The sequence below is a fragment of the Limnohabitans curvus genome (assembly GCF_003063475.1).
GTDB lineage: Bacteria > Pseudomonadota > Gammaproteobacteria > Burkholderiales > Burkholderiaceae_C > Limnohabitans > Limnohabitans curvus.
Genome location: NZ_NESP01000001.1, coordinates 553,912 through 566,303 on the forward strand (window position 1 = coordinate 553,912; position 12,392 = coordinate 566,303).

7 protein-coding genes and 1 other RNA gene are annotated in these 12,392 nt (G+C 57.1%); 1 reads left to right on the top strand and 7 read right to left on the bottom strand.

Features of this window, described 5'->3' with window-relative positions:
- Nucleotides 1-367 precede the first annotated feature (367 nt).
- Entirely contained in the window at nucleotides 368-3,283 is a 2,916-nt protein-coding gene (locus B9Z44_RS02685) for a Tn3-like element IS1071 family transposase (protein ID WP_003049965.1), read from the top strand.
- 274 nt (nucleotides 3,284-3,557) lie between these two features.
- Here B9Z44_RS02685 and B9Z44_RS02690 read toward each other — a convergent pair whose 3' ends face one another.
- The 7 genes from B9Z44_RS02690 to ompA form a co-directional block, all read right to left on the bottom strand.
- Nucleotides 3,558-7,076 carry a DEAD/DEAH box helicase gene (locus B9Z44_RS02690; RefSeq protein ID WP_108401657.1) on the bottom strand — a complete coding sequence of 1,173 codons (3,519 nt, stop codon included), beginning with the start codon at nucleotides 7,074-7,076 and terminating at the stop codon, nucleotides 3,558-3,560.
- On the bottom strand, nucleotides 7,076-7,840 hold the full coding sequence (locus B9Z44_RS02695) for a Hachiman antiphage defense system protein HamA (RefSeq protein ID WP_108401658.1): 765 nt from the start codon (nucleotides 7,838-7,840) through the stop codon (nucleotides 7,076-7,078). The genes B9Z44_RS02690 and B9Z44_RS02695 overlap by 1 nt, the downstream gene beginning before the upstream one ends.
- Before the next feature lie 353 nt (nucleotides 7,841-8,193).
- A complete protein-coding gene (locus B9Z44_RS02700) occupies nucleotides 8,194-9,150 on the bottom strand; it encodes a PDDEXK family nuclease (protein WP_108401659.1) in 957 nt (318 codons plus the stop codon).
- A gap of 605 nt (nucleotides 9,151-9,755) precedes the next feature.
- Nucleotides 9,756-10,130: a transfer-messenger RNA gene (gene ssrA / locus B9Z44_RS02705) on the bottom strand.
- Nucleotides 10,131-10,142: 12 nt separating this feature from the next.
- On the bottom strand, nucleotides 10,143-10,808 hold the full coding sequence (locus B9Z44_RS02710; RefSeq protein WP_108357850.1) for an HAD-IA family hydrolase: 666 nt from the start codon (nucleotides 10,806-10,808) through the stop codon (nucleotides 10,143-10,145).
- The gene (ubiG, locus tag B9Z44_RS02715) at nucleotides 10,808-11,527 is read right to left on the bottom strand and encodes a bifunctional 2-polyprenyl-6-hydroxyphenol methylase/3-demethylubiquinol 3-O-methyltransferase UbiG (RefSeq protein WP_108401660.1); all 720 of its coding nucleotides are present in this window, start codon (nucleotides 11,525-11,527) and stop codon (nucleotides 10,808-10,810) included. The genes B9Z44_RS02710 and ubiG overlap by 1 nt, the downstream gene beginning before the upstream one ends.
- A gap of 69 nt (nucleotides 11,528-11,596) precedes the next feature.
- On the bottom strand, nucleotides 11,597-12,181 hold the full coding sequence (gene ompA, locus B9Z44_RS02720; RefSeq protein WP_108357852.1) for an outer membrane protein OmpA: 585 nt from the start codon (nucleotides 12,179-12,181) through the stop codon (nucleotides 11,597-11,599).
- Nucleotides 12,182-12,392: the final 211 nt, after the last annotated feature.

A 12,392-nucleotide genomic window follows, 5' to 3' on the forward strand; every position in this document is an offset into this window, starting at 1 on the left:
ATTCGCTATCGATCACATCGATGGGTCCGCAACGGCTAGCGGTCATTCGAGCAAGGTAGCGTTGACCGGCTGCTGTTCCTTCAACAGCAGCCCAATCTGTCGGCTATGGTTGGACGTGATGTTTGCTCTAAACGACTGCATTCACGAGTTCGCCACCAGGAAGCGGTCGGTTGCGCCCCTACAAGCGGTGGTCTTATGCGCTACGTCTTCAGCGCTCGTATTGGGGTCTCCTCGTTTTCAGTGCAATAAGTGACGGTACGCAAAGCTAGCACTGGCGCGGGGGTGGTCTGGGTAGACCGTTGATTTCATTGACTTTCCTGTTCGCTTTGTAAACGGGTATGGTGGCCTCCCACTTTTGAGGTTCACGATGCAGGGTTGGCACACAACGTTTTTGGGGATGCGTGGGCTCCCCCGCGATATCAGCGACTTCGAGATGAAGGCATTTTTCACCTTCGATGGTGCCGAGCGCGACGCAATCAATGCACGCCGAGGTGATTCCCACAAGCTTGGTCTGGCGCTCCATATTGGTTTCCTGCGCATGAGTGGGCGTTTGCTCGGTGCCTTTCGGGTAATTCCAGTAGCCTTGTGGCGCCACCTTGGCAACGAGCTTGGCATTGCAGCACCAGAAGTCGCCTCGCTGAGAGCCATGTATGAACGCGGGCGCACGCTATTCGATCACCAACAAGTAGCCTGCACGGTCCTTGGATTCCAGTGGATGAGCGAGCACCAGCGCCGCTCACTGGTACGTGAACTGCGCGACGAAGTGGCGCGCTGCGCCGACCGCGATCAGCTACTCGTGCGGGCGCGTCAATGGCTGTACAAGAACAAGCTGGTGATCGTGCACGAGCGGGCAATTCGGACACTGATTGCGGCGGCACTTGCCCAGCTTGAAGTTGAAACAGGCACCGCCATCGCCGCCAGCGTTGATCCAGCAACACTTGATCGCTGGCGAGCCTCAGTTTCAGAGCTGCGCCCAGATGGACAAACCCAGCAGAGTTGGCTATGGGCTGCACCGGCGAAACACTCAACCCGCCAAATCAGCGAGGTACTGGAGCGCATCGACCTGCTTTACACGCTGGACGTTCATAAGCACCTGGCAGACATCCCCGATCTCATCTTGCGCCGCTACGCGCGCCGACTTGTCTCCAGGCCGCCCTCAGCCGGAGCCAAGATCAAAGAGCCAGCGCGCACCGTGGAGGTCGCATGCTTTCTTCGGTATTGCCTGTTCACCACCACAGACCAGTTGATCCTTATGGTGCAGCGCCGGATCGCCGATCTGTGGCGTCAGGCTGCCGCCGATGTCCCCGCTACCGTCAATTGGGCCGCAATGTACAAAACGCTGCTCGGCGAACTTGTTGCCTTGAGCGCGCAAGGTGCGGTGCCAGATGCTGAGTTGCGTGCCCGTCTTGAAGCCTTGATCACCGAAACCCAGAAACGCAAACCACCGAGCAGGGCCTCCCTGGTCCGCGAGGGATTGATTGATGGAATTCGCCCCGTGCGGTCGTTGCTCGTCGCCATTGCAAAGCTGCCCTGGCAGGCCACCGGCGAGCATCCTGCCATCGAGTACCTTGCCAAGCTGCAAGCTTTATATCTCAAAGGATCCAGAAAGCTGCCAGTTGAAGTGGTGGCACCAAGTCTGGGAATGATCTGGCAGGTTTCGATCTCCAGCCCAGACCGGGAACGGGCGTTTCAGGCGTTGGAGGTGGCCACCCTGTTTGCCCTGCGCCGCGCGGTGCGCAATGGCTCGGTCTGGATTGAGCACAGCCTGAGCTTTCGGGGTCGTGCGCGCTTGTTCTTCACGGACGAGCGTTGGCAGGCAGAGTCCAAGAAACACTATGCCCGTCTATCGTTACCCAGCAAGGCTGCCACTTTCTTGAAGCCTTTGCTGGCCAGAGTAACTGCCGGTGTCGATGCGGTGGCCGCTGCAGCCCGCAGTGGCGTACTGCGCGTGGATGATGAACTCCATTTGTCGCCATTGCCCGCAGAGGACGAAGACCCAGAAGTGACCAAGCTGCGCGCGGCTTTGGATCACCGCATCGGTGAGGTTCAATTGCCGGAAGTGATTCTGGCCGTTGACGCCCAGGTGCGCTTTAGCTGGATCATGCTCGGACGTGAGCCGCGCTCTACCGACGAGCTGCTGATGGTCTATGCCGGCATCATGGCCCACGGCACCAGTCTGACTGCGGTCGAATGCGCGCGCATGATTCCGCAATTGTCTGCCACCAGCATTCGCCAGGCCATGCGCTGGGCGCGGGACGAACGGCGTCTGAGCCAGGCCTGCCAGGCTGTGCTGGAATTCATGCAGCGACACCCGATTGCCGCCACCTGGGGGCGGTCCGATTTGGCATCTTCTGACATGATGAGCATGGAGACCACCAAACGGGTGTGGCAAGCCCGGCTTGATCCTCGGCGCAACACACCTTCCATTGGAATCTACTCCCATGTAAAAGACCGGTGGGGCATCTTCCATGCGCAGCCCTTTGTGCTCAATGAGCGCCAGGCGGGCGTGGCCATTGAAGGTGTCATCCGCCAAGAAAAGCTGGAGACCAGCCAGCTTGCTGTGGATACCCATGGCTACACCGACTTTGCCATGTCACATGCCCGTTTGCTTGGTTTTGATCTTTGCCCGCGGTTGAAGGAACTCAAACAGCGCCACCTCTTTGTGCCACGCGGCACCAAAGTGCCCGCAGAAATCGCTGCGGTGTGCGAAGCCAATGTCGACGTCGCTTTGATCGAAAAGCATTGGGATAGTCTGGTGCACCTGGCAGCCTCGGTCATGAGCGGACATGCCAGTGCGGTGGCAGCTCTTGCGCGGTTCGGTTCTGCCGCCCAGGGCGATCCAATCTATGAGGCTGGCGTGCAATTGGGGCGGTTGCTGCGTACGGCGTTTTTGGCTGACTACTTTGTCAAGGACGCTTTCAGGAACGAGTTGCGCCGGGTGCTCAATCGGGGCGAGGCTGTTAACGCCCTCAAGCGCGCCATTTATACCGGCCGGATCAGCCCGGCGCAGGCCAAACGTGTCGATGAAATGCAGGCTGTGGCCGATGCGTTGAGCCTGATGGCCAACATCGTGATGGCGTGGAATACCTCACAGATGCAGGCGGTCCTGGATCGCTGGTCGAACCGCCGCCAGGTCATTCCACCGGAACTGATCGGGAAGATTGCGCCCACCAGGCTGGAGAGCATCAACTTGCGGGGTGTGTTTCGCTTCCCGGTTGACCGCTATGCTGACCAAATCCTGCCTTCGCGGCCAAATGCATCGATAACTGGCACCAATGGATGAAACCGACCACGGTTTGACGCCACGAATCGCAGATTTGAAAGTGAACAGGAAAGTCAATGAAATCAACGATCTACCAACACCACCTCCGCGCCAGTGCTAGCTTTTCGTACCGTCACTTATTGCACTGAAAACGAGGAGACCCCGTATTAAGGTCTAGCCGCACCAGCGCAAGAATAATGCAAGAGAAACTAGGACAAATGGTGCCGTTGAGGCTCAGCTACTCGCGGCTCCTTGATGGCTGCGAGCACCAATGTCTAGATCCGGCGCGGGTACATCAGGACTGAATCAGGTCATTCGGTCCGATGTATTCGAACATGATCTGGTCTGCTGCACCGTTCGACGTTGCCACTGTGAGGCCGACGGCCTTCTGATTGAAGTGATAGCGAACTCTGCCCAACTCTCGGTAGTCGCTGCTGTAAATCACGCCGGCCTTCGGTCCGGAGCCGGCAATACGCAGGGGCATCCCGGGCGGCATCGGTACTTCACCGCTCCACTGGACCGGTCCGGTGTAGCCCGTCGTAGTCCACGGTGCTACGTTACCTGCTCCATGCGGGGCAGTGAACTCCTTCCACAACTCGTGCGAGTTATCGGTCGGCCAGGTGGGAGTGGCGCTCCAAGCCAGCACAGCGTCTGAGGCAAGCCAAGCGCGCAGGCCCTGGGCGTCGTCGAAATCCGCGGCCGTAAAAACCACTGCGTTGATGGCGCCAAGCCTCGACGCGAAGCCGGCCTTGATCAGCACCGCAGCCGGAATGGACAACGTTCCCGTCTCGACTGCAGCTACAGCGCTGCCGCTGCCCAGATTCGGCAGCAGGTCGATGTCTGGGTCGAATGGATCCACAACAGTCATATGGGCCTGCGCACGGACCCTCACGGCTTCCATCGCCCACGGCAAGTTGTAAACGAATGCATGCTCGATGAGGGATATCGCATCGTCGGCGTCGTCATCCCCCAACTCGTGAACTGGCGCTCCCCTCAGCCATTGATCCAGAAACTTTCGCCAATCTAGCGGCAACGACTTCGGCTTGAACGGGGAGATTTCGAAGGCAATCTCGGCGAAAGCGATGATCGCCTTCACAGCTTCATCGGCTTTACCGCCGTCTACAGCGGTATTCGCCATGAGCAACAAGAACTCAAGCTCATCGGCCTTCTCATCCAGCATTCTCCCCGTTTCAAACCCGACGCCGGCGAGGAAATAACCGCGCCGTTGCGCCGCAGTGGAAACGGTCCAGATCAACTTCGCTCTGGCCTTCAAGCCAGAAAGCAGCGCCCTTTGAACACCTTCACTCTGTCGCGCGAGCCGGCGCATCAGCAGCGATGACGTTAGCACCTCATCAATCTTTGACTCGAGATCTTCATCAGCAACTTGCGCGTCTCCAAGCAAGCTGAATATGGCAGTGTCCAGGCTGGTGAGATGTCGCGGCCAGTCCTCAACCGCGGCGTCTGCTAATCTTTTTCGCTCCCCGGGCAACGCCGCAAAGCTCCACGCGCCCTGACCTGCCACATACGTAAGCAAGGAATCGACGTCCCTGGTCCCAAGCTTCCTGGCCATGCGATCCAGTAGCCAGTAAAGCAGTCGGAAGATTCCGCTCTCCATCTCACGTTGTTTGTCGCCGCGGATCAGACGCTTCCAGGCATCTCGCCGCTTCTCGTGCTCGTCGAACATCGGGTAGAGCACCAACCCTTCGATGTCGACATACGCGCGGCCAGCGCGACCGACGACATTTCGGAACTCGGACTCATCGATCGCCTCACCGTGCCTGGAATGCCCGTGAAAGATGAGGCTGGTGGCCGCCAAGTTGAGCCCCTGGGCGAGGGTCGGTGACGACACCGTGAGCTTCAAAATGCCTTCCCTGAGTAAGTGCTCCACTTCCTTGCGGAACTGGGTTGGCAACTCGCCATGGTGGACAGCCACGCCCATGCGAAGGCACTTCAAGATATCGTGATCCGAGCCGAACCACTCAGCACCGACGGCCAATGCGGACGCGATAGCGTCGGCCGGAGGCATCATGATCGGCGGGAGCAGACCCCCTTGGCTTAGCTTGATGATGCGGTTGGCGAACGGCATAACCGACACGCGAATCGGGCAGAATACAAGCACAGACTGACCATCTTCAATCAGACGCCACGCCGTAAAAATGCACAGGTCGGTCTGCGATCCGGGGACGATAGCAGCGTTTGCACGATTGGACGTCCTCTTTCCGACGACAAACTTGGGAATGAACGGATGCTCGTCCCCAACCACCACGTTCAGCTGCGCGACCTTGGTCTCTTGGTTCCAGTCAACCTCACCAAATCGAAGCCGAGTCGGGCGCCAACCGTTCTTGATCAGGCCGTCGGGCCGGTCGGCGGTGAGCCACGCGGTGAAGTCAGCGAGTTGGTCACCATCAGGCAGGATGGCGGAAAGGCAGACGATGCGCCGGGAAGCTGCGTCAGGCCTTCGAAGCAGCCGCTGAATCTGTGCTTCGTAGCGTACCTCGCGCTCGCCGAGCCCGATCATGTGGCCTTCGTCGAGGACCACCAACCCCACGTTGTCCAAGAGCGTCGGGTCGGCCCGAAGGGCGAAATCGAGCTTCTCGGGCGTCGACACCACGATGTCGCGCGACCTGAGCGTGTCGACATCGCTACTACTGGCACCAATGCTGCCATAGAGGCTTGAGACGCTTTTGCCGAGCGCGCTAAACGTGCGGCGCAGCGAGACCTCTGTTTGTGCGGACAGCGCACGCAAAGGCGTGACGAAAACGACTCGCTTGCCTGCCGCCACGCACGCGAGGATGCACAGCTCTGCGATGCGCGTCTTTCCCGCGCTTGTGGGCAGTGACAGCACAAGATTGGCGTCGTACTCCAGCACACGCTTTGCCGCTTCAATTTGGGACGGCCAGAGCTCAATCTCCGACCGACCTCGGCAAAGCAGTGAGGTGATGAACAGTTTTCGCAACGATGCCCAATCGCCGATGACTGCACCATCAGGGCCGGACATGGGCAGGATCGCGTGAAAGCTGCTCGACCAGAGGCTGTCAACGATGTAAAGCGCCAAGCGATGAACCCACCACTGGCTGACGAAGTTCATGTCCCCTGCAACGGAGAGACCCTGCCTGAGACGCGCCTGTGCTTCGCCGATGAGATGCTGTTCGCCCCGCTCCAGAGCGAGCAGCGTCTGAGACATTGCCGACATGAAGTTGCCTTCTAAGCCAAGCATGAGGGCCTCAGCTATACCTTCGCCGTCTTCCAGAGACGCCCCCTGACCGTCTACTTCGAAACGGGGATCCAGCGCGCCAACGATGTTTTCGTCGGAACCCGCGCCCGACTCAAACCAGCCAGCGACTGCGCGGTTTACCCCAGCAAGATCCCGCAGCACCAGTTGTGCGAGGCATCGCTCAGTAACCGACAGGTTGGCCTGCTCGAAGTCAGCCCTGAGGAGTGAGTACGCGCGCGCCGAGAACCGCCCCAGGTGGTAGGCGCTTCCTGCAACTAGACGGTGGAAGTCTCGCGTCTCGTCCAACTGCCCTCGCGCGACGACCGCCTCGATCGACTCCGCCGCAATCTCGAAGGCTTGGCGCGCAGTCTCAAAGTCGCCGCCCAGATCCAGATACCGCAGGCCATGGAGTAGCAGAGAGTAGCCGAACGAGAGAAGGTCTTCCGAAAGGAGCGGGCTGAAATTCGGCGCATCTATAGGCAGTTCCCCCGTGCGCCAAATCATGCCGCGCGCCTGTCCCCTGGCCAGCAACTGTTGACGGTAACCCGCCCCAACCGCTTCACGAATGTTGGAGCGCAGTTCCTCCAATGTCGATGCCATCAGGCCCCCGCGGCCGCGAAGACGGCTTTGATGAACTTCTGATGCTCAGCGACCCGTAGCCCGACATAGTGCTGGACCGAGCCCCCGGCATAGCCGCTCAAGTTGGATTGCAACAGAGTGGTCGTGTCGTTGCCCGTGAAGGCGAATAGCATGTGCGTAACATCGCTGGGCTTCAGCGACTTCTTCAACTGGGCGTCGTCGATTGCGTCCCGCAAGGGCTTGTCAGCAGGGTTTGTCAGCCGGTCTGCAACGAATCCCATTGAATGAGGCGACGGCAGCTCGCCATAGCCAGACAGCGCCTCTCGTGCCTTCGCGACGGTGGCAGCAGGCATGGTTGCATTGCTCTTGGACTCCGCCTTCAGCAAAGTGAGCTTGCCGGTCACGGGGTTCAAGTTAAAACCCAACATGTCGTCGCCCCGCATCGACATGTTTCGGTGGTCTTTGAACTGAAGACGGTTGATGCCCAGCGTAAACGGCGTCTTCTCACGGACGAAAGTAGTGCACAACACCTCGCCGAGATCGCCAGACTTGAGCTGCGCGCTTTCCGGCAGCCTGTTCTTAATTAACTCCGCAACTTCGTGCCGCTGCAGGCGAGCGAACATCTCGGCCAGCCGGCTTGGCGGCAAAAAATGATCTGGCATCACATCTGCCATGATGGCGACCGACGCATCAAACTTCGATGCATCTGCGGTCAGCATCGTGTGGCTATGCGGCGCACTGCACCCAACAACGACCTCCGTGCACCATTCGGCGAAACGCGTCATGCGATATATCCTTCAACTACGGAACATACTCACACCCGCGCGGCCAGCTAGACCGATCTCAGCGCGGATGAACTATGACGGCGGGGCCCATGCCACCGCTCAGAGGGGCTAAGGGAACCATTTATAACCTACCAGAAGTCCGGGACTTCGGACTCAGCTTCGCAGTTTGGATGCAATGCTGCTCAGCATGGTGGTCCTGCCGGCCAACGGCACCTTGCTGCCCCCCTTGGGAATCCAGGACCCGGCCAGAAGCGGACGATTCTCAGGCGGAGAAACGGCAGTTCAGTGCTCGAGCAAAGCGGGACTCGGTGGCCTGCCCTTGGCGCGCCGCTTGAGCGAGTTTGGCTTTACCGCTAGACGACCCGAAGGAACGGCTGTTTTGCAACAACAGCAGCTTGCGACTTTTTTCGAAGCAAGGCGAGTAGATCGGCTTCGTTTTGCAGAAGCATAACAATTTCCTGTAGCGAACAAAGAAACATCGTTCGCTGGTTCAGAGCATTCGCACATTCCTTAAGTACAGGCTGTGTGAAATCGCTGTTTGAGATGAATATCCCACTTGCACTGGCTCTACCAAAAAGCCGTACTAAATGCGGCGAGAAGTCTGCAATACCCACCGGATCTTTCAGCCACTTCATTTCGACAAGATGGATGGTGCCATCCAAGACGATAACGCCGTCGATCTGTTCAAGAACGGTGCTTGAATCGGGGTCTCGTCTCTTGAAGTCCTCGTGCACTAGTACGCCGTAGGCGCGAAACAGACCATTGAGCACAAGTTCGAGTTGTTTTCCACGTACCTGTGGCTTATCGTCCATCGCAAACAGCGCGAAAAGCTGGTCTCGTAGTTCCCCTATCGCCTTTTTGCGCGAGAGAGCAGCAGCACGCGCTACCTGCGCAGCCGCAAGCGCTTCTGACTTCTCGTTGTCGCGCTCCTGTTTCATGCGCGTAAACGAGTCTTTGACATTTACGATGCGGCGTACCTCTGAGACGGCGCCCTTTGCCTTAAGTTGATCCTCGGGCCAACAAGATGTGAAGTCTTCGAACTCCACCACTCGTTTGATGACCTCACGGCGAGGTGCGAGTGTGGAATCACCTCGGGCATTCAATCCCTCGATCACCGTTCGAGCAATCTGATACTTGTTTAACGACTTTGCATCAGCTCGAAGCTGATCTACGAGAGGCTTCAGGAGATTTTCTGGTGAGCCCGCACCTCTGAAAAAAACGATGACATCGTTCTTGCTTCTGCAGAGAAGAGGAACAGTGTCGACCAGAAGGGATAGAAGCTCTGGGGGATAGTGATACGCGTCGGCCATGCTTTAGTTTAAGGCGGCGGAACGCGAAGGAGGTTTTATGGGCCGAAGGCTTTCTCAGTTCCTCTGGACGCCCGCTCTAGTTCGAGACCACTAGTCTAGGTTATGAGGAAGCGGTCGGTGGCGCGGCGCCTGCTGGGTCGCAGAAGTACTACGACCTCTATACCTCGCACAGGCGCCAAACAGACCAGCACCGGTCGCCGCGCACAACGCCCGCTTTCGGGAAATCAGCGTAAGGACGCCTAGCAGAACTCATCGGCTCCAATCGCTGCTAAGCGGTCATGCGCACCACGAAGTCCAACCTCGGATTTAGGTCGAAACCTCGCCTAAAAATCTTAGTCCAAAAATTTCTCTATCTTGCCTTTAAGTCCCCTTTGCCCGACCAATCAGAAGGTCAAACTCGTCAACTCAAACCCGCATAAATGCTGGACTCAGCTCATGGACACGTCCACAAGCTTGAAGAGAAAAGAGAGAGAAATTCACCTGTAACGACCAGAAACCACGGAAACGTGACCGAGTGTGTCCACAAGCAATGAGCCGAAAGCCCGCAAATACAGGGCTTTGAAGCAAAGAAAAAGGGGGACAGAGAAAGTTCTGTCCCCCGTGTATGGTGGAGCTGGCGGGATTTGAACCCGCGTCCACAAGCCTTTTTCGTACAGTTCTACATGTGTAGTCGTCTGATTTGAGTCTCGCCGTGTGCGTCGCGCAGCGACACGCTACGCACCCAGCCAGTACCCTTTTTTCTCACACCACCTCAAGGTACCCGAGGTGATGCCAGCCCATATGTTTTCCCTTGCAGCTAGGAAGTCTTGCGACCCCCTAACCCAGCCTATCGGCCAACTGTTGCAAGGCTCACCGGATTAAGCGGCGAGTGCGAAACGTTCGTCGTTTGCAGTTAGTTTTTTTTCCGAAGATTAACGAGGATCAGAACCTCGACATGCCCTGCCACGCGTCCGAACCCATGTCGAAACCAGTGCAGCCCCAAGTCTCCTATTTTAGGCCTCTGCCAGCAATTGCAAGAGCTTATTTGGAGAATCTATGCGTAAATCGGCACCCCACGTGCTGATATCGGTCTTTTCGCCCAAATAACCGTAGGTGGCGGCCACTGTGGGCATGCCTGCGGCACGACCCGCAGCAATGTCACGCTCGTCGTCACCCACATACAAACACACTTCTGGTGGGAGCCCCAAGCGACGTGCGGCTTCAAACAGTGGTTCAGGATGTGGCTTAGGGTGCGGTGTGGTGTCGCCACTCACGATGGCACGTGCGCTGGCGAACAAAGGCATGGCCTGTGTAAGCGGGTCGGTAAAGCGTGCCATTTTGTTGGTCACTACGCCCCAAGGCATTTGGCGCAACTGGATGTGCTCGATCAAATCATCCACGCCGTCAAACACATAAGTGCGAACCGTCATGGCTGTTTCGTAGTTGGCGAAGAACTCTTCGCGCATGACCATGAAGTCTTGATGCTCAGGCGTCATGTCAAACGCCACTTTGAGCATGCCACGTGCGCCAGCACCAGCCAATGGACGGTACAACTCGTAGGGCAGCGAGGGCATGCCACGGTCTGTGCGCATTTTGTCGGCAGCAGCGCCCAGGTCTGGGGCACTATCAATCAAAGTGCCGTCCAAATCGAACAGCACTGCACGAATATTCTTCAGCATCACAGAGGCCTTTGTGTGGCAACCAAGTAGTTGACGCTGGTGTCAGCGCTCAACCAGTAACGGCGAGTCAGTGGGTTGTATTCCATGCCTCGGGTGTGTTGCCACTCAAGGCCAGCTTCGCGGCAATCACGCGCCAGCTCGCTGGGACGGATGAACTTGGCGTACTCATGTGTGCCGCGAGGCAACATGTTCAACACATACTCGGCCCCGACGATGGCAAACAAAAATGATTTAGCGTTGCGGTTGAGTGTCGAGAAAAACACATAGCCACCGGGTTTGACCAACCGCGCACAGGCACGCACGATAGACGATGGATCTGGCACGTGTTCCAGCATTTCCATGCAGGTCACCACATCAAAGCTTGCTGGTTGTTCGGCAGCCAAAGCCTCCACGGCCACTTCACGGTATTGCACGTTGGGCGTTTGCGCTTCCAAAGCATGCAACTGCGCCACCTTGAGTGACTTGGTCGCCAAATCAATGCCCAAAGCTTGAGCACCCGAACGCGCCATGGCGTCGGTCAAAATGCCGCCCCCACACCCCACATCCAGCACTTTTTTGCCTTGTAACGGAGCAATGCTGTTGATCCACTCTAGACGGAGGGGATTGATTTGGTGCAATGGACGAAATTCACTTTCAGGGTCCCACCAACGGTGGGCGAGATCTGAAAATTTGGCCAATTCGGCCTGATCAACGTTGGTATGAGTGGCAGAGGTTTGCATGGCATGTATTGTCGTTCAAGCAAAAAGAAACCCCGCCGAGGCGGGGTTTCTTTTTTAGATCAGGTTAGATCAGTTTTTGCGGGTGCCCACAACTTCGATCTCAACGCGACGGTTCTTAGCGCGACCTTCTTTGGTCTTGTTGCTAGCAACAGGTTGCTTCTCGCCTTTACCTTCGGTGTAGATGCGGTTCTTCTCGATGCCTTTAGAGATCAAGTAAGCCTTCACAGACTCAGCGCGACGCACTGACAATTTTTGGTTGTAAGCGTCTGTACCGATAGAGTCAGTATGACCCACAGCGATGATGACTTCCAAATTGATACCTTTGACTTTAGCAACCAAGTCATCCAACTTAGCCTTGCCAGCTGGCTTCAACACAGACTTGTCAAAGTCAAAGAATGCGTCGGCGGCGTATGTCACTTTAGAAGCGGCAGCAACAGGAGCAGCAGGAGCGGTAGCTGGCGTAGCAGCAACAGCACCATCACAGCCAGGAGCGGCAGTGGCTGGAGTCCAGTTGGCATCGCGCCAGCACAAACCTGTGGAGTTTTTCCACACGTCGCCTGAAGCGTTACGCCAGTTGTCAACGTTTTGAGCCATAGCAGCAGTTGCCAAAGCAGCGGTAGCAACAAAAGCTGCCAAGTTCTTCAAGTTTTTCATGATTCACCTCTGAGGGATTTATAAGCCGCAGACCACTCTGCGAATTCAGGCAGTCCAGGTACTTTTACCTATGACGCTTGGAAATATTGTGCCATAACCCAAACACACTACTTCTACTCATAACAAGGTAAACAGAAAGCTGTTGCATGGCTGCCACAAGTGGGAGGTCGACTTATCAGCCTAAAATGTTCGGTTTCCTGCTTTACGGCCT

What these genes read in the sequence shown, in the direction of transcription:
- B9Z44_RS02685 (WP_003049965.1), top strand. Translation starts at nt 368, where the DNA reads ATGCAGGGTTGGCACACAACGTTTTTGGGGATGCGTGGGCTCCCCCGC.
- B9Z44_RS02690 (WP_108401657.1), bottom strand. Translation starts at nt 7,076, where the DNA reads ATGGCATCGACATTGGAGGAACTGCGCTCCAACATTCGTGAAGCGGTT.
- B9Z44_RS02695 (WP_108401658.1), bottom strand. Translation starts at nt 7,840, where the DNA reads ATGACGCGTTTCGCCGAATGGTGCACGGAGGTCGTTGTTGGGTGCAGT.
- B9Z44_RS02700 (WP_108401659.1), bottom strand. Translation starts at nt 9,150, where the DNA reads ATGGCCGACGCGTATCACTATCCCCCAGAGCTTCTATCCCTTCTGGTC.
- B9Z44_RS02710 (WP_108357850.1), bottom strand. Translation starts at nt 10,808, where the DNA reads ATGCTGAAGAATATTCGTGCAGTGCTGTTCGATTTGGACGGCACTTTG.
- ubiG (WP_108401660.1), bottom strand. Translation starts at nt 11,527, where the DNA reads ATGCAAACCTCTGCCACTCATACCAACGTTGATCAGGCCGAATTGGCC.
- ompA (WP_108357852.1), bottom strand. Translation starts at nt 12,181, where the DNA reads ATGAAAAACTTGAAGAACTTGGCAGCTTTTGTTGCTACCGCTGCTTTG.